This is a genomic window from Pseudomonas sp. AC255 (genome assembly GCF_979258175.1).
On the sequence record NZ_OZ409841.1, the window covers coordinates 2024732 to 2045423 of the forward strand.

Annotated in this window: 16 protein-coding genes and 1 pseudogene; 11 read left to right on the forward strand and 6 right to left on the reverse strand. The window is 58.9% G+C overall.

Annotated elements, in window-relative coordinates; translation table 11 throughout:
- Positions 1-111: 111 nt before the first annotated feature.
- Positions 112-951: a UTP--glucose-1-phosphate uridylyltransferase GalU gene (galU, locus tag ACZZ0K_RS09410; protein ID WP_024013124.1), complete on the forward strand. Its 840-nt coding sequence runs from the start codon at positions 112-114 to the stop codon at positions 949-951.
- A 129-nt stretch (positions 952-1080) separates the two neighbouring features.
- Positions 1081-2439: a glutathione-disulfide reductase gene (gene gorA, locus ACZZ0K_RS09415; RefSeq protein WP_076562656.1), complete on the forward strand. Its 1359-nt coding sequence runs from the start codon at positions 1081-1083 to the stop codon at positions 2437-2439.
- On the opposite strand, the gene ACZZ0K_RS09420 is transcribed toward gorA, so the two are convergent.
- A complete protein-coding gene (locus ACZZ0K_RS09420) occupies positions 2436-3452 on the reverse strand; it encodes a DNA-binding protein (protein ID WP_258706777.1) in 1017 nt (338 codons plus the stop codon). The two genes, gorA and ACZZ0K_RS09420, sit on opposite strands and share 4 nt — an antisense overlap.
- 177 nt (positions 3453-3629) lie before the next feature.
- Here ACZZ0K_RS09420 and ACZZ0K_RS09425 point away from each other — a divergent pair, with 177 nt between their 5' ends.
- From ACZZ0K_RS09425 to ahpF, 3 genes are all read left to right on the forward strand, one after another.
- Positions 3630-4568: a site-specific integrase gene (locus tag ACZZ0K_RS09425; protein ID WP_252884310.1), complete on the forward strand. Its 939-nt coding sequence runs from the start codon at positions 3630-3632 to the stop codon at positions 4566-4568.
- A 137-nt stretch (positions 4569-4705) separates the two neighbouring features.
- On the forward strand, positions 4706-5269 hold the full coding sequence (ahpC, locus tag ACZZ0K_RS09430) for an alkyl hydroperoxide reductase subunit C (protein ID WP_016774916.1): 564 nt from the start codon (positions 4706-4708) through the stop codon (positions 5267-5269).
- A gap of 124 nt (positions 5270-5393) precedes the next feature.
- Complete coding sequence (gene ahpF / locus ACZZ0K_RS09435) at positions 5394-6956, forward strand: alkyl hydroperoxide reductase subunit F (protein WP_258706776.1); 1563 nt, start codon at positions 5394-5396, stop codon at positions 6954-6956.
- Between the two features lie 252 nt (positions 6957-7208).
- Here the strand turns inward: ahpF and gloA are convergent, their stop codons facing one another.
- On the reverse strand, positions 7209-7730 hold the full coding sequence (gloA, locus tag ACZZ0K_RS09440; protein WP_258706775.1) for a lactoylglutathione lyase: 522 nt from the start codon (positions 7728-7730) through the stop codon (positions 7209-7211).
- Positions 7731-7867: 137 nt separating this feature from the next.
- Between gloA and ACZZ0K_RS09445 the strand changes: the two are divergent.
- A pseudogene (locus ACZZ0K_RS09445) lies at positions 7868-8385 on the forward strand (DUF4946 domain-containing protein).
- Between the two features lie 215 nt (positions 8386-8600).
- Here ACZZ0K_RS09445 and ACZZ0K_RS09450 read toward each other — a convergent pair.
- Together ACZZ0K_RS09450 and ACZZ0K_RS09455 are read right to left on the reverse strand one after the other, a co-directional pair.
- A complete protein-coding gene (locus ACZZ0K_RS09450) occupies positions 8601-8966 on the reverse strand; it encodes a histone-like nucleoid-structuring protein, MvaT/MvaU family (protein WP_041480175.1) in 366 nt (121 codons plus the stop codon).
- Positions 8967-9193: 227 nt separating this feature from the next.
- A complete protein-coding gene (locus ACZZ0K_RS09455; protein WP_258706773.1) occupies positions 9194-10729 on the reverse strand; it encodes an EAL domain-containing protein in 1536 nt (511 codons plus the stop codon).
- A 351-nt stretch (positions 10730-11080) separates the two neighbouring features.
- Here ACZZ0K_RS09455 and hppD point away from each other — a divergent pair, with 351 nt between their 5' ends.
- Complete coding sequence (gene hppD, locus ACZZ0K_RS09460) at positions 11081-12157, forward strand: 4-hydroxyphenylpyruvate dioxygenase (protein ID WP_016774910.1); 1077 nt, start codon at positions 11081-11083, stop codon at positions 12155-12157.
- A 174-nt stretch (positions 12158-12331) separates the two neighbouring features.
- On the opposite strand, the gene rarD is transcribed toward hppD, so the two are convergent.
- Together rarD and ACZZ0K_RS09470 are read right to left on the reverse strand one after the other, a co-directional pair.
- Positions 12332-13213, reverse strand: coding sequence for an EamA family transporter RarD (rarD, locus tag ACZZ0K_RS09465; protein WP_071172591.1), 882 nt, complete (start codon positions 13211-13213; stop codon positions 12332-12334).
- Positions 13214-13505: 292 nt separating this feature from the next.
- Positions 13506-14816, reverse strand: a complete 1311-nt coding sequence (locus ACZZ0K_RS09470; protein ID WP_258706772.1) for an MFS transporter — start codon at positions 14814-14816, stop codon at positions 13506-13508.
- A gap of 171 nt (positions 14817-14987) precedes the next feature.
- Here ACZZ0K_RS09470 and ACZZ0K_RS09475 point away from each other — a divergent pair, with 171 nt between their 5' ends.
- The 4 genes from ACZZ0K_RS09475 to ACZZ0K_RS09490 all read left to right on the forward strand — a co-directional run bounded on the left by ACZZ0K_RS09475 (position 14988) and on the right by ACZZ0K_RS09490 (position 20647).
- Positions 14988-16109, forward strand: coding sequence for a sugar diacid recognition domain-containing protein (locus ACZZ0K_RS09475; RefSeq protein ID WP_150635138.1), 1122 nt, complete (start codon positions 14988-14990; stop codon positions 16107-16109).
- A gap of 238 nt (positions 16110-16347) precedes the next feature.
- Entirely contained in the window at positions 16348-17487 is a 1140-nt protein-coding gene (locus tag ACZZ0K_RS09480) for a glycerate kinase (RefSeq protein ID WP_258706771.1), read from the forward strand.
- 305 nt (positions 17488-17792) lie between these two features.
- A complete protein-coding gene (locus ACZZ0K_RS09485; protein WP_258706770.1) occupies positions 17793-19418 on the forward strand; it encodes a methyl-accepting chemotaxis protein in 1626 nt (541 codons plus the stop codon).
- 41 nt (positions 19419-19459) lie between these two features.
- Positions 19460-20647, forward strand: coding sequence for a pyridoxal phosphate-dependent aminotransferase (locus tag ACZZ0K_RS09490; protein ID WP_258706769.1), 1188 nt, complete (start codon positions 19460-19462; stop codon positions 20645-20647).
- Positions 20648-20692 lie beyond the last annotated feature (45 nt).

The following is a 20692-nucleotide window of genomic DNA, read 5'->3' on the forward strand; positions in this document are numbered from 1 at the left end:
CGAATATTTCTCTATGTTGGCATCGGTTAGCCAGCGCGGGGCATTGTAAGGCGCACGCCGCCTGATTAGACTGCCTCGAAACTCGTACACACAGCCTTTTCAAGGACTTATATGATCAAGAAATGCTTGTTTCCAGCAGCCGGTTACGGCACTCGCTTCCTCCCAGCGACCAAAGCCATGCCTAAAGAAATGCTGCCGGTGGTAAACAAGCCACTGATCCAGTACGGCGTTGAAGAAGCACTGGACGCGGGCCTGACGGAAATCTCCATCGTCACCGGCCGTGGCAAGCGTGCTCTGGAAGACCACTTCGACATCAGTTACGAGCTGGAAAACCAGATCAAGGGCACCGACAAGGAAAAATACTTGGTCGGTATCCGCAAGCTGTTGGACGAGTGCTCGTTCTCCTACACCCGTCAGACCGAAATGAAAGGTTTGGGCCACGCAATCCTGACTGGCCGCCCACTGATCGGTGACGAACCGTTCGCCGTGGTCCTGGCGGATGACCTGTGCGTCAACATCGACGGCGACGGCGTACTGACCCAGATGGTCAAGCTGTACAAGCAGTTCCGCTGCTCGATCGTCGCGATCCAGGAAGTCGATCCGCAGGAAACCAACAAGTACGGTGTCATCGCCGGCGAAATGATCCGCGACGACATCTACCGCGTGCACAGCATGGTCGAGAAGCCAAAGCCGGAAGACGCGCCGTCGAACCTGGCGATCATCGGTCGTTACATCCTGACCCCGGACATCTTCGATCTGATCGAGCAGACCGAACCAGGCAAGGGCGGCGAAATCCAGATCACCGACGCCCTGATGAAGCAGGCCCAGAACGGCTGCGTCATGGCCTACAAGTTCAAGGGCAAGCGTTTCGACTGCGGTGGTGCTGAAGGCTACATCGACGCGACCAACTTCTGCTTCGAAAATTTCTACAAGACTGGCAAGGCTTACTAATAGTCTTCGCCTCGTCTGCAAAAGAAAGCCACCTTCGGGTGGCTTTTTCATTTTCCGCCCTTATATGGATGGCAGTGCTTGCCCAATGAATGGCTGCGGGTATGCTGATGGCCTGCCGAGGAGATAGAAATGGCCTACGATTTTGACCTTTATGTGATTGGTGCCGGTTCCGGCGGTGTGCGGGCTGCGCGGTTTGCCGCCGGCTTCGGGGCGAAAGTGGCGGTGGCCGAAAGCCGTTACCTGGGCGGCACCTGCGTCAACGTCGGCTGCGTGCCGAAAAAGCTGTTGGTCTACGGCGCGCACTTTGCCGAGGACTTCGAGCAGGCGTCCGGTTTCGGCTGGAACCTGGGCGAAGCCAACTTCGACTGGGCCACGCTGATCGCCAACAAGGATCGCGAGATCAATCGCCTCAACGGCATTTATCGCAATCTGCTGGTCAACAGCGGCGTGACCCTGCACGAGGCGCACGCGAAAATCGTCGGGCCGCACGAGGTCGAGGTTAATGGCGAGCGCTTCACCGCGAAAAACATTCTGATCGCCACCGGCGGCTGGCCGCAGATCCCTGAAATTCCGGGGCATGAGCATGCGATCGGTTCGAATGAAGCGTTCTTCCTCAAAGAGCTGCCCAAGCGTGTGCTGGTGGTCGGCGGCGGTTATATTGCCGTCGAGTTCGCCGGAATTTTCCATGGCCTCGGCGCCAACACCACGCTGCTGTATCGCGGCGATCTGTTCCTGCGTGGTTTCGACGGGTCGGTGCGCAAGCACCTGCAAGAGGAATTGACCAAGCGTGGCCTCGATCTGCAATTCAATGCCGACATTGCGCGCATCGACAAGCAGGCCGACGGTAGCTTGAAGGCGACGCTCAAGGATGGTCGCGTACTCGAAGCCGACTGCGTGTTCTACGCCACCGGCCGCCGTCCGATGCTGGACAATCTGGGCCTGGAAAACACCGATGTGCAGCTCGACGACAAGGGCTTTATCAAAGTCGACGACGAGTATCAAACCACCGAGCCGTCGATTCTGGCGCTGGGCGACGTCATTGGTCGCGTGCAACTGACCCCGGTCGCTCTGGCCGAAGGTATGGCCGTGGCGCGGCGTCTGTTCAAGCCGGAGCAATACCGTCCGGTGGACTACAAGATGATTCCGACCGCCGTGTTCAGCCTGCCGAACATCGGCACGGTCGGTTTGAGCGAAGAAGAAGCGCGCGAATGCGGCCACGAGGTGGTGATCTTCGAGAGCCGCTTCCGGCCGATGAAGCTGACCTTGACTGACTGCCAGGAGAAAACCCTGATGAAGCTGGTGGTCGACGCCAAAACCGACAAGGTGCTTGGCTGCCACATGGTCGGCCCGGACGCTGGCGAGATCGTGCAAGGTCTGGCGATCGCCTTGAAGGCCGGCGCGACCAAGCGCGACTTCGACGACACCATCGGGGTGCACCCGACGGCCGCCGAAGAGTTCGTCACCATGCGTACGCCGGTCAGCGCTTAAGCGTCTGTCGCTTTGGCCGAGTCTGGCGCTGCCGCAACGGCAGACGCCAGACGCTGGCTGTCTTCAAGGCTTGCCTGAACCTTGAGCAATTCCTTCTCCAGTGACTGATTGAGCTGCGTCTGCTCGTCGACGCTCTGTTTGAGCGCCTGGCTTTCCAGTGCCGCCACGCGCAGACGTTCCTGGAGGAGGGTGCGCTCGCTGTCCATACGCGTGGCCTGCTCGAGCAACTGATCCTGACGCTGATTGCTGTGCTTGAGCTGATCCTGCACCAGGTTCAGCTCGCGCTGAGTGCCACGGTTTTCGGTGAGCAAGCGTTCGTTGTCACGGTGCAACTGTGTGATCTCATCCTGACGCACCAACGCGCTCTGCTGGGCTTGACGCAATTCTGCCTGTATCTGCTGAAGTTGCCCTTCATGGCGGGCCTGCTCCTGCTCGCGCTGTTCCTTGGTTGCGTTACGGTAATGCTCAAGCGCATCGCGGGCGTGCAGGTGCTTCTCTTCCAGTGAGCGAATCTGTTCGTCCTTGTCCTGCAAGCGCAATTCAAAGTCAGCCAATGCCTGGTTGAGGCCGGCGTTGCGCGTCTGTTCGGTTTGCAGCATCGAGCGGGTGTTGCTCAGCGCCTCGGATTCGCGTTGCAGCGCGGCGCCTTGAATGTCGTGGTCGTGCTCGAGTTTTTCCAGCGCCTGGCGCGTCTGCTTCAGCTCGGTTTCCAGTGCTTGGCGTTGCTCCTCGAACTGTTCGCGGGCTTGCTCGATGGGTTCCTGTGCTTGTTCTTTCAGGCGCTGGGCGAGTCGAGAGACGAGGGCGGTGAGCTCATCATCGATCGGTTCTGCCGACGCCTCATTCGGCTGGGCGCCGTCGTCCAGTTCTTTCAGATAGCGATGGATCGTGGTTTTCGAGCCGGTGTTGCCCATTTCAATGCGTACTGCATCGATGCTTGGGTGTTCGCCGCGAGCCAGGATCGCTGTGCGTGCGATTTGCACCAGTGCTTTGGTAATGCCGCCACGGGCCATGTGAACTCCTACGTTTACGTACTGTGGTACATGCCACTAAAGTACGCAGTGTACCATGCTGAAAATATAGGTAAATCGTTAAGGTAAAACAGGCGGGATATACTGGTATTACCCAATGTCAGCGGGCAAAATGCGCATCTGCATGCCTGAACCCGTACGCCAGCGAGAAAACTGCCCGTGAGTGAGATTGATCGATATCTGCAAGCCGCTACCCGGGACAACACCCGCCGCAGCTATCGCATGGCGATCGAGCATTTCGAGGTGACGTGGGGCGGATTTCTCCCGGCCACTGCCGATAGCGTGGCGCGCTATCTGGTGGCGCACGCTGGCGTGCTGTCGATCAACACGCTGAAGCTGCGTCTGTCGGCGCTGGCGCAGTGGCACAACAGTCAGGGTTTTGCCGATCCGACCAAGGCGCCAGTGGTGCGCAAGGTGTTCAAGGGCATTCGCGCTTTGCACCCAGCGCAGGAAAAACAGGCTGAGCCGCTGCAATTGCAGGATCTGCAGCGCGTGATCGATTGGCTTGAGCAGGAGGTGCAGACGGCCCGGGAAGAACAGGACCGCCCGACCTTGCTCAAGGCGTATCGGGATCGCGCGCTGATTCTGTTGGGCTTCTGGCGCGGCTTTCGCAGCGACGAGTTGTGCCGCTTGCAGATCGAGCATGTGCAGGCGAGTGCTGGCAAAGGAATCACTCTGTATTTGCCGCGCAGCAAGGGCGACCGGGAAAACCTCGGGCAGACTTATCAGGCCCCGGCGCTGCTGAAGCTGTGCCCGGTGCAGGCCTATATCGATTGGATTACAGAGGCTGCGCTGGTACGCGGCGCGGTGTTCCGCAGCATTGATCGCTGGGGCAATCTGAGCGAGGAGGGCCTGCACGCCAACAGCATTATTCCGCTGCTCCGCCAGGCGTTGCAGCGTGCCGGGATTGCCGCCGCCAACTACACCAGCCATTCACTGCGGCGTGGCTTTGCCACATGGGCGCATCAAAGCGGCTGGGACCTGAAATCGCTGATGAGTTATGTTGGCTGGAAGGACATGAAATCCGCCATGCGCTATGTTGAGGTCAGCCCATTCCAGGGAATGGCTCGGATTATGGATAAGCCGGATCAGCCGTAGAGATCGTTTTCTTCTATTAATACAGTCAGCTAATAGCGAAAACAAATCAGCAGTATCAGGTTTGCCAATGAGCCTTCCGTCGAGTGAGTGGGTAGGATTCACCCATCAACTTCATAACCCCTGACGGAGAGTCATCGATGCCTATCATCAACAGCCAAGTAAAACCGTTCAAAGCTACCGCGTTCAAAAACGGCGACTTCGTTCAAGTCTCGGATGCTGACTTGAAAGGCAAGTGGTCCGTAGTGTTCTTCTACCCAGCCGACTTCACCTTCGTGTGCCCAACCGAGCTGGAAGACCTGGCTGACAACTACGCTGAGTTCAAGAAGCTGGGCGTGGAAATCTACAGTGTTTCGACCGACACCCACTTTGCTCACGCTGCCTGGCACAACACTTCGCCAGCCATCGGCAAAATCGAATACACCATGATCGGCGACCCTACCCACGTCATCTCCCGCAACTTCGACGTGCTGATCGAAGAAGCTGGTCTGGCTGACCGTGGCACCTTCGTGATCAACCCTGAAGGCCAGATCAAAATCGTTGAACTGAACGATGGCGGCGTTGGCCGTGACGCTTCCGAGCTGCTGCGCAAGATCAAGGCTGCTCAGTACGTCGCTGCACACCCAGGCGAAGTTTGCCCGGCCAAGTGGAAAGAAGGCGAGGCCACTCTGGCTCCATCGCTGGACCTGGTCGGCAAGATCTAAGTCTGTGACATGCAACGCAGGGCGGCACGCCGCACCTTCTTAAGTTAGCTGCACCGCCCAATAAAAATGCCCGGGCGAGATTCGCTCGGGCTTTTTTTCGCCTCAAATAAAGGAAATCGCCCGTATGTTGGACGCCAATCTTAAAGCCCAGTTGAAATCGTACCTGGAACGGGTCACCCAACCGATCGAGATCGTTGCATCCCTCGACGACGGTGCGAAATCCCGTGAAATGCTGGACCTGCTGAAAGACGTTGCCAGTCTTTCGAGCCTAATTACTCTGATCGACAGCGGTGACGATGCCCGCAAGCCATCGTTCTCGATCAATCGCCCTGGAGCCGACATCAGCCTGCGTTTCGCCGGCATTCCAATGGGCCACGAATTCACCTCGCTGGTGCTGGCCCTGCTGCAAGTCGGCGGCCACCCGTCGAAGGCCAGCGTTGAAGTCATCGAGCAGATCCGCTCGCTCAAAGGCGAGTTCAGCTTCGAGACTTACTTCTCGCTGTCTTGCCAGAACTGCCCGGACGTCGTTCAGGCGCTGAACCTGATGGCCGTGCTCAACCCGAATATCCGCCACGTCGCCATCGACGGCGCGCTGTTCCAGGACGAAGTCAACGATCGCAAGATCATGGCTGTGCCGAGCATCTACCTCAATGGCGAAAACTTCGGTCAGGGCCGCATGGGCCTGGAGGAAATTCTCGCCAAACTCGACACCGGCGCTATTGAGCGTCAGGCCGAGAAGATCAGCGCCAAAGAAGCCTTTGACGTGCTGGTCGTCGGCGGTGGCCCGGCGGGTGCTTCGGCCGCTATCTACGCCGCACGTAAAGGCATCCGCACCGGTGTCGCGGCTGAGCGCTTCGGCGGTCAGGTGCTGGATACCATGGCCATCGAGAACTTCATTTCCGTGCAGGAAACCGAAGGGCCGAAACTGGCCACGGCGCTGGAAGAACACGTCAAGCAGTACGACGTCGACATCATGAACCTGCAACGTGCCGACAAGCTGATCCCGGGCAAGGACGGCGAGCTGCATGAAGTCCACTTCGCCAGCGGTGCAACCCTGAAAGCCAAGAGCGTGATCCTCGCGACCGGCGCACGCTGGCGCGAAATGAACGTCCCGGGCGAGCAGGAATACCGCAACAAAGGCGTGGCGTACTGCCCGCACTGCGACGGCCCGCTGTTCAAGGGCAAGCGCGTAGCGGTGATCGGCGGCGGTAACTCCGGCGTTGAAGCGGCGATCGATCTGGCCGGTATCGTGGCGCACGTAACGCTGCTGGAATTCGACGTGCAACTGCGTGCCGACGCCGTGCTGCAGCGCAAGCTGCACAGCCTGTCGAACGTTACCGTGATCACCAGTGCGCAAACCACTGAAGTCACCGGCAATGGCGAGAAGGTCAACGGCCTGCGCTACAAGGACCGCACTACCGATGAACTGCGCACGGTTGAGCTGGAAGGCATTTTCGTGCAAATCGGTCTGCTGCCGAACACCGATTGGCTGAAGGGCACCATCGAGCTGTCGCCGCGTGGCGAGATCATTGTCGACAACCGTGGCGAGACTTCCATTGCGGGGATCTTTGCAGCGGGTGACGTGACGACTGTGCCGTACAAGCAGATCGTGATTGCAGTGGGCGAGGGCGCCAAGGCTTCGCTGAGTGCGTTCGATCACTTGATCCGGACTTCGGCCCCGGCGTAACTGCCAGGTCGAAAACGAAAAAACCCATGAGCGATCATGGGTTTTTTATTGCGCGTGGAAAGCCACCCCTCACCCCAGCCCTCTCCCGAGGGAGAGGGAGCCGACCGAGGTGTCTGAAGTCATCCATCGACCTGAGAGAGCCGGTCGATTATGGATTCACCGCCAATCGTTCAAGTCGGCGTAATTCTCCAACATCCCGCAATCAGTCCCCTCTCCCTCTGGGAGAGGGCTAGGGTGAGGGGCTTTCAGCTTTTACAGCGGCGCAGGCTGAATGATCTCGACCCAGTAGCCATCCGGGTCCTTGATGAACGCCAGGCTCTTCATCCGGCCGTCGGTCAGGCGCTTCTGGAAATCGCAACCCAGCTCTTCAAAGCGTGCACACGCTGCGACGATGTCCGGCACCGAAATGCAGATGTGACCAAAGCCACGCGGATCGGTGTTGCCATTGTGATAGGCGAAGTCGGCATCGCTTTCGGTACCGTGGTTGTGGGTCAATTCGAGAATGCCTGGAATCGATTTCATCCATTCGGTGCGCGCAGCAGCATCGGCCGGGATCTGCGCTTTATCGACCAGCGCAAGGAAGTACAGGCTGAATTCGGCTTCCGGAAAATCACGCTTCTCGACCAGCGAGAAACCCAGGACGCGGGTGTAGAAATCCAGCGACTTGGTGATGTCCTTTACGCGCAGCATGGTGTGGTTGAACACGAAGTTGCGGGTTGCGCTGTCTGGCGTGGCGGTGACGCCGGGGAAAGTGTTCAGTTCGTTGAGGCTCATGGGCCCTCCAATAACAATGGGCGAGTGAATGGGCGCAATGATACGCATGCCGGCCGGCATCGCCAAATGCAAGGCGGGCTTGCCCTGCGCGAGGGCGGGGCTCAGACTTTGCTCTCTACCTTCGAGTGCGTCCGGCAATGATCCGACTGTTCAAATCCGTGTTTGTTTTTTTGCTTTGTCATTGGCCGTGGTTTTCCCGGCCATGGCCGAACCGAGCATCACCTGGCCGGCGGGCTGGAAGGTTGAAATGTTGCCGGATACCGCGCCGCCAGTCTCGCGGCAAAGGGCGGTGAAGCTCGATGCCGACGGCAATCAGGTGATGGTGATGGAGTTGACCATGACGCAAGTGGAGCCGGGGCATCAGGTCAATTTGCAAGGCGTGTTGCTGGAGATGCGCAAGTCCATCCAGAAGGATTTCTTCCGCAGTGGTTATCAGAGCGTCTGCAACCGAATCCATCCGGCTGCGCTCGGCTCATTGAGCGGGTTGGAGACGACCTGCACGATCACCGAGAACGGCCGGCACGTATTATCACAAACGTTGGTGGCCGCCGTGGAAACAGACAAGGCTTATGTACTTTCATATGCCGGTCAGGCTGACGTTTATAAGGTAAGCGCGGACGAGATAGAGGCGGCGCGCAATAGCCTGAAATTATAAACGCCCGTACTAACTCGTAGCGGTTCGAATGCCGGAAAGGATTAAGCACATAGTTCGATCAAGCGCTCGAGGTAACATCGCGCAGCAAAATGTTTAGCCTGATGATTCAGAAGCGTTACACAAATTTCCAACTTGTTCGATGAAAATGATTTCATTTGTTAGATATTGTCAATAAAAAAGCCCTGCATCGCGCAGGGCTTTTTGTTGGCGTCAGATTAACCGCGCAACCATGAATCCACGGTGGCCGCACCGTACTGTTCTTTCCAGGCTTTCAGGCCGCGATGGTTGCCGCCCTTGGTTTCGATCAGCTCGCCAGTGTGCGGGTTCTGGTAAACCTTGACGACGCGGGCGCGGCGGGTCTTCGGCGCTGGGGCGGCCTGCAGACCGGACTTCGCCGGGTTCGGGTCGAGGATGGCGATGATGTCTTTCAGGCCTTTGCCATAGGTTTTCATCAGTCCCTGGAGCTTTTCTTCGAATTCGATTTCTTTCTTGAGCCCGGCGTCGTTCTTCAGTGACTCCAGCTGTTTGAGCTGTTCCTGAAGGGCCTTTTCAGCTGCGCGAAATTCAGCGAGTCTGGACAATATCTTTACTCCAATAGTGTGTTTGGCTGATACCAACCGCAAACAAAGCTATAAGCCAAGAGCCTGGAAGCGACTCGGTGATAATTGGCTCACCTGTCAGTCTGGCTCAGGTTGAAAAAATTGTAGTAGTTAATGCGACAAGAGTAAATCCTGATGTTGTCGCCATGTAACAACAATGACTTTTTGTATCAATTTGGTGCGGTTGTTGGACGGGCTATGCTAATGAGTTAACGATCACTTAATGCGCTGATGAAATCTGCTGCCGGCATTGGCTTGGCAAACAAATAGCCTTGCATGAAATCCACCTGATGCTCCGTCAGGTAATCGGCTTGGGCCTGTGTTTCGACACCTTCGGCAACAATGGCCAGATCCAGCTTTGCCGACAGTTCAATGATGGAGTCGAGAATATGTCGTGATAGCGCATCGATGCCGATCATGGCGACAAAGCTCTGATCGATCTTGAGAAAGTCGACCTTGAAGGCGCGCAAGTAGCCGAGGCTTGAGTGGCCAGTACCAAAATCGTCGATCGCGATTTTCACTCCAAGTGCGTGCAATTGCTCAAACAGTTGCAGGGTCATCTCATTCGGTTCGATCAGCTCGCGCTCCGTCAATTCCAGCACCAGTTCGACGCTGCCGGGCGCAAACGCCGCCAGGAGGTCGCGACAGTCTTCGACCAGTTCCAGATCCTTGCAATGGCTGGCAGTGATGTTGATGCCGATATGGAAAGGTTTGGCGAAGACCGCAGAATGCGGTCCCAGCAGGGCGGCAGTCTGTTGCATCAGCGCGCGGGTCATCGGCACGATCAAGCCTGAATGCTCGGCAAATGGAATGAACAGATCCGGGCGTACGAGGCCCTCTTTCGGGTGATTCCAGCGCATCAGCACTTCAGCGCCGGACCACTGCTTGCTGTCACCGTGAACCACCGGCTGGAAGTAAGGAATGAATTCCCCGGCCTCGAGTGCGCGAAGCATTTCGTGACTGGGCGAGTTCGAGCGTTTCTGCACGACATGGCCGATGGCGCCCGAGATCACGCCGAAAAATATCAGCAGGCTGAACAACGGCGGATAATTGGCCGCCATGTAACGCCAGGTCTCTCCCTCGGGAAAACCCGCCGACACGTTGAAACCGTATCGTTCGGATTCGAGCATGCTATGCGCGACTGGCAAAGCGGACAGGGGCCCTTGATGCACTCTGCCGTCGGCGGACAGCCAGTTATCGCCCACTTGCAACATCAGTAATGTCTGGCGGCCGATCAGGCGCAGGATGTTGCTCAGGTGATAACCATCAAGCGTGGTCAGCGCGCCGCCACGACCGTCGCTGAGGCGGTAGATCAACAATGCCGTGTCGGGAGTGACGGGATTGCCGTTCATCAACCACAGTTTGCCTTGATGATAGTCCCCGGCATTGACCGCTTCCTTGAACTGCCCGAACAGTGAGCTGCAGTAGAGCGTGTTGTCCCAGACCAGATTGGTCGAGCGCACGAAGGGGCGGCGGGTCACTTGTTCGCGCAGGGCCAGTTTCACGTCTTCGCAATTTTTCCCGGCCAGAGGCAGCAGAACCCGAGCGGCTTCTGCCGTGTTGTCGAGCATCAGATCGAACTGTTGCAACGCTTGTTCGGCCGTTTCCCCGGCACTTTGCTCCAGCGTTCGTTTTGCCTGCATATAAAGAATCCCACTGCCCAGCACGATTGGCAGCAGACCGCTGAGCAAAGTCACGGCGATTCGGGTGCTGCGTTTGCGGCGGGATCTGTGGGTCAATGGCATGGGCACATCCTGTGGTTTAGAAATCCGACCCGATAAACAATTGGGCCAGAGGGGAGAATAGATGGCAGATGGCGCTTGTGCCGTAGGTAAAAAAGCGGATTTTATACAGAGGGCAGACAGGTCTGGTTACGCTGTGTAGAATCGGGTTACGCATACAATAATAATCGTCTTCTGGCAGCAGAAGCCTCGCCCGCAAGAGCCTTGGGTCGACAATGAAGATATTCGGGTTTCAACTGATCTACGGAGACTTCCTCGCGCGCAGCGTGCGTGGCATCTCCTGCGCGCCGCCCTCCACATCACTTTCCTGACAAATAACCCTGGTTAATTGATAAGAAATGATGAGGCGTCACCATGGCAGATTTATACGAAAACCCAATGGGCCTGATGGGCTTTGAATTCATCGAGTTCGCAGCGCCGACTCCTGGCACACTGGAGCCGATCTTCGAGATCATGGGCTTCACCAAAGTCGCGACCCACCGTTCCAAGAACGTGCACCTGTATCGTCAGGGCGCAATCAACCTGATCCTCAATAACGAACCCAACAGCGTCGCCTCGTACTTCGCCGCCGAACACGGCCCGTCCGTTTGCGGCATGGCGTTTCGCGTGAAGGATTCGCAGAAGGCCTACTCGCGCGCGCTGGAGCTCGGCGCCCAGCCGATTCACATCGAGACCGGTCCGATGGAACTGAACCTGCCGGCAATCAAAGGCATTGGCGGCGCGCCGCTGTACCTGATCGACCGTTTCGGTGAAGGCAGCTCGATCTACGACATCGACTTCGTGTTCATCGAAGGCGTTGATCGCAACCCGGTCGGTGCCGGCCTGAAGATCATCGACCACCTGACCCACAACGTTTATCGCGGTCGCATGGCCTATTGGGCGAACTTCTACGAGAAGCTGTTCAACTTCCGTGAAATCCGTTACTTCGACATCAAAGGCGAATACACCGGCCTGACCTCGAAGGCCATGACCGCACCGGATGGCATGATCCGCATTCCGCTCAACGAAGAGTCGTCCAAGGGCGCCGGGCAGATCGAAGAGTTCCTGATGCAGTTCAATGGTGAGGGTATCCAGCACGTCGCGTTCCTCACCGACGACCTGATCAAGACCTGGGATCAACTGAAGAAAATCGGCATGCGCTTCATGACCGCGCCGCCGGATACCTACTACGAAATGCTCGAAGGTCGCCTGCCGAATCACGGCGAGCCGGTCGATCAGCTGCAATCGCGCGGCATCCTGCTCGATGGCGCATCGGAGCAGGGCGACAAGCGTCTGCTGCTGCAGATTTTCTCGGAAACCCTGATGGGGCCGGTGTTCTTCGAATTCATCCAGCGCAAGGGCGACGATGGTTTCGGCGAGGGCAACTTCAAGGCCTTGTTCGAATCGATCGAGCGTGACCAGGTGCGTCGTGGTGTGTTGACCACCGAGTAATCTGAAATGAAAAAGATCCCGGCCTGCAGAAATGCAGGGCCGGGATTTTTTTGCTTCATACAAAACCTGTGGGAGCGAGCCTGCTCGCGAATGCGGACTTTCATTCAACAGTCATGTTGACTGGTCTGACGACTTCGCGAGCAGGCTCGCTCCCACATTTGTCTTGTGTTGCATTCAAGAGCGGCGTTGGCGCGTCAAGTGTTTGAAACCCTCGAAAACCAGCACCACAACCGCCAGCCAGATCGGGATGTAAGTCAGCCACTCGCCCGACTTGATGCTCTCTCCCAGCAACAATGCCACCGCGAGCAACAGCACCGGTTCGACATAACTCAACAACCCAAACAGACTGAACGGTAGCAAGCGGCTCGCGATGATATACACCACCAGCGCAGACGCACTGATCAGGCCGAGCAGTGGAATCAGCCACATCAGTCCCGGATATTGATCGAACACGGCCAGACCCTGTTCGCCGCCCTGCACAAACCAGTAGGCGACCGGCAGCATCAGGGTCATGTCGACCCACAGGCCACCGAGGTTGTCGGTTTTCAGGTATTTGCGCAGCACGAAATACAGCGGATAACCGACCACGACCACCAGCGTCGCCCAGGAAAATCCGCCAACCTGATACAGCTCGTTCAACACGCCAAGACTGGCGAAAAATACCGCGATTTTCTGCAGGTAAGACAGGCTCTCGCCATAGGCAATCCGCCCGGTCAGCACCATCGCCAGTGGCAACAGGAAATAGCCCAGTGATACATCCAGGCTGTAATCATTGAGCGGTGCCCACATGAACAGCCACAGCTGAACCCCGAGCAGGGCGGAAGAAACCAGCAGCCCGGCGATCAGCTTCGGCCTGGCGGCCATCAATCGGAACAGCTCCAGCACCCGCCGCCATTCCCCGGAAACCAGCATGAACACCGTCATGCACGGCACGGTCAGAAGCATGCGCCAGCCGAAGATTTCCACGCCGCTCAGAGGGGTCAGCAGCGACGTGTAGTAATACATGACGGCAAACAGCACGGAGGCTGAAACCGATAGAGCGATACCTTTAGACAAACTGTCCTCGCGACGTGATGGTTGAACGGGGCGCGCAGGATACGTGGTTTTTGTGCTGAATATTGAGCGGATGCTCATTATTTCCCACATCCTGGAGCCAAGCACAAAACCTGTGGGAGCGAGCCTGCTCGCGAAGAGGCCAGCAGATTCAGCATAGATGTTGCGTCGACTGGCGCTATGCATGATTGCACCGCTTAAACGCAAAAGATCGCAACCTTCGGCAGCTCCTACAGGGAACGCATTCCAGAGTAGGAGCTGCCGAAGGCTGCGATCTTTTGATCTGCGCGTCTGATTAGGCCCGCAACGTCCGCGTCATCCGCAACGCCAGCAGACTCCCGCCGACGATCACCGCCGCCAGCACGTACAACGCTGCATCCGTCGAACCCGTGCTGTCCTTGACCCAACCCACCAGGTACGGGCTGAGGAACCCGGCCATCTGCCCCATCGAGTTGATCAGCGCCAGCCCACCAGCCGCTGCGCCCGCGCTCAGCATGGCGGTCGGCACCGGCCAGAACATCGGCAGGCCGGTCAGTGCGCCCATGGTCGCGATGGTCAGGCCGAGAATCGCAATCGCCGGATTGGCCGCGAAATTCACTGCGATCACCAGCCCGACAGCGCCCATCAGCATCGGCACCACCAAGTGCCAGCGGCGCTCCTTGCGCAAGTCCGCCGAACGCCCGACGACCAGCATGAACACTGCCGCGAGCAGATACGGAATCGCACTCAGCCAGCCGATCACCAGGTTATCGCTGAAGCCGAGGTTCTTGATGATCGACGGCAGCCAGAAGTTGATCGCATACACGCCGCTCTGGATGCAGAAATAGATCAGGCCGAAGGCCCAGATCGCAGGGTTCTTGAACACCGCAAGCAGTGAGTCGGTGGCGGTTTTAGGTTTATTGGCGAGGTCTTCGGCGTGGTCGGCTTCGAGCACCGAACGTTCATGGGCCGTCAGCCATTTGGCATTGGCGAAGCTGTCGCTCAACAGGAAATACGCCAGTGCGCCGAGGATCACCGTCGGAATGCCTTGCAGGAGGAACATCCACTGCCAGCCGGCCAGGCCACCCTGGCCAGCGGCGAAGTGGTTGAGAATCCAGCCGGAAAACGGGCTGCCGAGCAAACCGGAGACCGGGATTGCCGACATGAACAACGCCATGATCCGGCCACGGCGGAAGGTCGGGAACCACTGCGAGAGATACAGCACGACGCCCGGGAAGAAACCGGCTTCAGCGGCACCGGTGAAAAAGCGCAGGGTGTAGAACTCGGTCGGGGTGGTGACGAACAACAGGCAGGTCGACAGCGTGCCCCAGGTGATCATCATCAAGGCAATCCAGCGCCGAGGACCGAAGCGGGACAGTGCCAGGTTGCTCGGCACGCCGCACAGCACGTAACCGATGAAGAAGATGCCGGCGCCGAGGCCGTACACCGTTTCGCTGAATTTCAGTGCATCGAGCATCTGCAGTTTGGCGAAGCCGACGTTGACCCGGTCGAGGTAGTTGAACAGGTAGCAGATGAAAATGAAGGGAATCAAACGCAGGGTGATGCGTTTGTAGACGGCGTTTTTACCGTCGTCGATGGTCTGGGTAGCTGCGGCGCTCTGCGACATAGCGGCTCTCTCTTTATTATGATTTTTTGCGATGCAAAGGGTAACGTTGATCGCCCTGAGAGTCTCGGCCACCTTTGGCCGGATTGTCTTTGTGCCTGAGCACAGGGTTTGCCGCCAGACCCTGTGCGGCTGAACAACCGTTCGTGCCTGAACTGAAGGATTGCCGCCGTTATGTTCGAACTCGATCACGACCTTGCCCAGGACATCGTCGACCGGGCCATGGCCATTTTGCCGTACAACGTCAATGTCATGGACAGTCAGGGCCTGATCCTCGGCAGCGGCGAACCGGAACGCATCAACACCCGTCATGAAGGCGCGCAACTGGTGCTGGCCAACGGGCGTGTGGTGGAAATCGACGCGCAGACGGCGGTGCATCTCAAAGGTGTGCAACCGGGGATCAATCTGCCGCTGCTGCTCGATCAGCGCTTGATCGGCGTGCTCGGCATCACCGGCGAGCCGGAGCAATTGCGCACCTACGCCGAGCTGGTGCGCATGACCGCTGAAATGCTGGTCGGCCAGCGCAACCAGCAGGCCGAGCAACAATGGCGACGGCAGCGTTGCGATGATCTGCTGGCGTTGCTGCTGAGCGAGGCGGGGGATTCGCCGCGTCTGATCGATGAGGCGCAGCAACTAGGGCTCAAGCCGCAATTGACCCGGGTGCCGTATTTGTTTGAGCTGGGTCTTGAGCACGGCCCGGGGCAAACCGTCGAGGCACTGAGTGCGTGGCTGACCTCGCGTTATCCGGACAGTTGGTGCGTGAGTTCGGCGAAGTCTTCGTTGTTGTGGTGTCGCCCTGCGAGCCAGAACGTCGAGCACGATCGCCTGCTGGAAAAGCTCGATGGCCTCGGCTGGAAGATTTTGCGCATCGCCGTCGGCGGGCAGGCGGATGGTCTGGCCGGGTTGCGTCGCTGTTACCGACGAGTCGGCGATTTGCTCGCTTATGGTCGTGACGTGCTGCCGAATTCGAGACTGCTGACGCTCAATCGTTATCGCTTGCCGGTCATGCTGTGGCGTCATCGCAACGATGATGCGCTGGACGAACTGCTCAAGCCGCTGCGCCAGGTCATCGCCAAGGACAGCAACGGCCAGTTGCTGGCGACCCTGCGCAGTTGGTGCGAGCACGACGGGCAGAGCCAGGCCTGTGCCGAGGCGTTGGGCATTCATCGCAATAGTCTGCGTTATCGCATGGAGCGGATTGCCGAGTTGAGCGGGGTTGATCCGTTGAAGCTGGACGGGATGCTGGCGTTGTATCTTGGGGTGCAGCTGCTGCCGCAGACTGATCCATTGCCATGAGTTGTCCTTGAGGCCGCCATCGCTGGCAAGCCAGCTCCCACAGGTCAGAAGGCGTTCATAACTTCCATAGTCACCGCAGAACCCTGTGGGAGCTGGCTTGCCAGCGATGAGGCCGGTACGACCAACACATATCTTTTGTGGAAATGAACAATAAACGTCGACGCCACTTGTGCACTCGACCGGCGTCAAGGCGCAGGCCGACTGGCAGCATGAATGCCACTGCAACCGGAGAATTCCCATGAAAATCGTCATCGCCCCCGACTCGTTCAAGGACAGCCTGAGTGCCCAAGGCGTTGCCGAAGCCATTGCCCTCGGACTGGCCCAGGTCTGGCCGCAGGCGACGCTGATCAAATGCCCGATGGCCGATGGCGGCGAAGGTACGGTCGAGTCGATTCTCGCAGCCTGCGAAGGTGAGTTACGCCGCACCCGCGTGCGCGGTCCACTGGGCGCGCCGGTCGAAGCCGCGTGGGGCTGGCTGCCGCACAACCACACCGCGATCATCGAAATGGCCGAGGCCAGCGGTCTGCAACTGGTCCCGCCGGGACAGCGCGATGCCTGCATCAGCAGCACCTTTGGCACAGGTGAATTGATTCGTGCAGCGCTGGATGCCGGCGCGCAACGGGTGATTCTGGCGATTGGCGGCAGCGCGACCAATGACGCCGGCGCCGGGGCGATGCAGGCGCTGGGGGTGAAGTTGCTGGATGCGCAGAATCAGTCGCTGGTGCCCGGCGGCCTGGCCTTGGCGCAACTGGCGCGATTGGATCTGAGTGGACTTGATCGACGTCTGGCCGATGTGCGTTTCGACATCGCCGCTGATGTCAACAATCCGCTCTGCGGCCCTCACGGCGCCTCGGCCATTTTTGGCCCGCAGAAGGGCGCATCGCCCGCGCAGGTTGAGCAACTCGATCAGGCGCTGGGGCACTTTGCCAAAGTCTGCGCGCAAGCATTGGGCAAAGACGTGCGCGATGAACCGGGCAGCGGCGCGGCGGGTGGCCTGGGGTTTGCGGCCAAGGCTTTTCTCGGTGCGCAGTTTCAGGCGGGCGTCGAGGTGGTAGCGGAACTGGTCGGGCTCGCTGACGCGGTCAAGGGTGCGGATCTGGTGATTACCGGAGAAGGCCGCTTCGATGCGCAAACCCTTCGCGGCAAAACGCCGTTCGGTGTTGCGCGAGTTGCCAAACAACACGCTGTGCCGGTGATTGTGATCGCCGGGACCTTGGGCGAGGGCTACCAGGAACTCTATCAACACGGCATCGACGCTGCATTCGCCGTGACCAGCGGACCGATGACACTCGAACAAGCCTGCGCCGAAGCACCGCGCCTGCTGCGTGAACGCGCCACCGATATTGCTCGGGTCTGGCAACTCGCCGCCCAACGCTGATCGGCTTGCCTATGTAGGAGCTGTCGAGTGCAACGAGGCTGCGATCTTTTGATCCTGCTTTTAAAAGTCAAAAGATCGCAGCCTCGTTGCACTCGACAGCTCCTACCAAGGGCAGCGGAGCAGTTTTTGATTGTTGCCACGTCCTGAAAAATATTTACCGCAGACCCGAAACCTTCCTCAAGCCTGGCCGATACAACGGTCAGGCGCACACAAAACCACAATTCAGTGCCGCCGGACTGTCGCCCGCTATGGGCCAGTGCTCACGGCATGGACGCTCGTAGTTTCTTTCTTTCGAGAGTCCGACCATGTCCCTGCGTAACCTGAATATCGCGCCACGTGCTTTCCTCGGTTTTGCCTTTATCGCCTTGCTGGTGATTGTCCTCGGCGTGTTCGCGGTCAGCCGCATGACGGTCATTCGTCAGGCGTCGGTCGACATGGACACCAACCAATTGCCTAGCGTGACCCACCTCAGCGTGGTCACGGAAAACGTCCTGCGCATGCGCATTCTCTCGTTCCGTGTGCTGGTCAATCGCGAACCGGCCAGCCTGCAAGAGGCAGAAACCCGCATCGCGGTGCTGGTCGACAAGGTGCGCAAAGCTCAGGCCAGCTACGCTGCGTTGCCGGCAGGTCCTGAAGAGCACGCAGTTTTCCAGACGTTTTCGACCACCCTCGACAACTACCTGCAAGCCCAGAACCGGATGCTTGAGCTGTCGCGTCAGGGCGATCTGGAAGCAATGCGTGCCTTGATCAACACCCGCATCAAGGAAGGCACCGATCAAATGGGCGAGCAGCTCAACAAGTTGATCGGCATGAATACAGCGGGGGCGAAAGCAGCGGCGACGCAAGCCAGTGAAAACTATGACAGCGCCATCACCGGGATCATTATCGTCGCCGTGATTGCGGCGCTGGCCACTGTGTTGCTCGCCTGGTTGCTGACCCGCAGCATCGTCACGCCGCTCAACCGCGCCGTGCTCGCTGCGCAAACCATTGCCGACGGTGACCTCAGCAAAGCCATCGAAGTCGACGGCAAGGACGAACCGGCGCGCCTGCTCGAAGCCCTGGCCGCGATGCAGACCAACCTGCGCAAAACCATCGAGCAGATCGCCGGTTCCGCCACGCAACTGGGCGCCGCTGCCGAAGAACTCAGCGCGGTCACCGAAGAAGCGTCGCGCGGGCTGCAGCAGCAGAACAACGAAATCGAACAGGCCGCCACGGCCGTCAACGAGATGACCGCTGCGGTGGAAGAAGTGGCGCGCAACGCCGTTTCGACTTCCGAAGCTTCCAATCAGTCGACCCACGCCGCCCGCGAAGGTCGCGATCAAGTGGTGAAAACCGTCGACGCAATCCAGACCATGACCCACGACGTGCAGAACACTGCGCAGATGATCGAAGGCCTCGCCGCGCAAGGGCGCGACATCGGCAAAGTGCTGGACGTGATTCGCGCCATCGCCGAGCAGACCAACTTGCTGGCGCTCAACGCTGCGATTGAAGCCGCGCGTGCCGGCGAGGCTGGCCGTGGCTTTGCCGTGGTGGCTGACGAAGTGCGCGCCTTGGCCCATCGCACCGCGCAGTCGACCCAGGAAATCGAGAAAATGGTTGCCGGCATCCAGAACGGCACCGGTGAAGCGGTCTCCTCGATGCAGCAAAGCAACCAGCGTACCCAGTCCACTCTGGAAATGGCCCGCGCGGCTGGCGTGGCACTGGAGCAGATCACGCAATCGATTCACCAGATCAACGAACGCAACCTGGTCATCGCCAGCGCGTCGGAAGAGCAGGCGCAAGTCTCGCGCGAAGTCGATCGCAACCTGGTCAACATCCGCGACCTCGCCACGCAATCGGCCGCCGGCGCCAATCAGACCAGTGCCGCGACCCACGAACTGTCGCGACTGGCAGTGGATTTGAACGCCATGGTGGCGCGTTTCGTGATTTGAGATACGGTGAAGGCTGGAAACCGCGCTAACAGGAGACGTACATGCGCTATTCAGCCTTGACCCAACGAATCGCCGGGGAGGGTGCCGCTGCCTGGCAGATTCACGACCGAGCGCTGGAACTGCGCGCCGAGGGCGTTGATGTTTTGTTGTTGAGCGTCGGCGATCCGGATTTCGATACGCCGTTGCCGATCGTCCATGGCGCGATCGATAGCCTGTTGGCCGGCGATACCCATTACGCCGATGTGCGTGGGCGGTTTGAGCTGCGCAGGCTGATTGCCGAGCGTCATCGCCAGCGCAGTGGTCAACGGGTTGATCCTGATCAGGTGATTGTCCTGCCCGGCGCGCAATGCGCGGTGTACTCGGTGGCGCAGTGCTTGCTCGATCCGGGCGATGAAGTGATCGTCGCCGAGCCGATGTACGTCACTTACGAAGGTGTGTTTGGCGCCTGCGGTGCCAAGGTGATTGCGGTACCGGTTCGCCCCGATAACGGTTTTCGTGTCGACCCGGCCGATGTCGCTGCGCGCATCACGCCGAGAACGCGCGCCATGCTGCTCAATAGTCCGAACAACCCCAGCGGCGCGAGTTTGTCCTTGCTGATCTGGCAGGGACTGGCAGCGCTGTGCATTCGTCATGATCTGTGGCTGATCAGCGATGAGGTGTACAGCGAGCTTTTATACGAAGGCGAACACATCAGTCCGGCGAGCCTGCCGGGCATGGCCGAGCGCACCGCGACGATCAACAGTCTGTCGAAATCCCATGCGATGACCGGCTGGCGCATCGGCTGGATGATCGGCCCGAAACCCTTGGCCGAGCATCTGGTGAATCTGTCGCTGAGCATGCTCTTCGGTCTCCCGGATTTCGTACAGAAGGCCGCGCAAGTGGCGCTGCAAAGCGATCTGCCGGAAGTCTCTCAGATGCGCGAGGAGTATCGCTTGCGCCGCGATCTGGTGTGCGAGCGTTTGCACGGTTGCCCTGGGTTGCAGCCGATTCGCCCGGATGGCGGCATGTTCGTGATGGTCGATGTGCGCCAGACTGGCCTCGGCGCCCAGGCATTTGCCGAGCGCTTGCTGGAAGGTTACGGGGTATCAGTGTTGGCCGGTGAAGCGTTCGGGCCGAGCGCGGCGGGGCATATTCGCATCGGGCTGGTGGTGGATCGGGTCAAACTGGCGGATGCCTGCGCGCGGATTGCGTTGTGTGCGGTGCAGCTGTTGCAGGCGCGCAGTGCCTGAGGGTCTTGCATTGCCTGAACCGGCGCCTTGCTGATCGTTCCCACG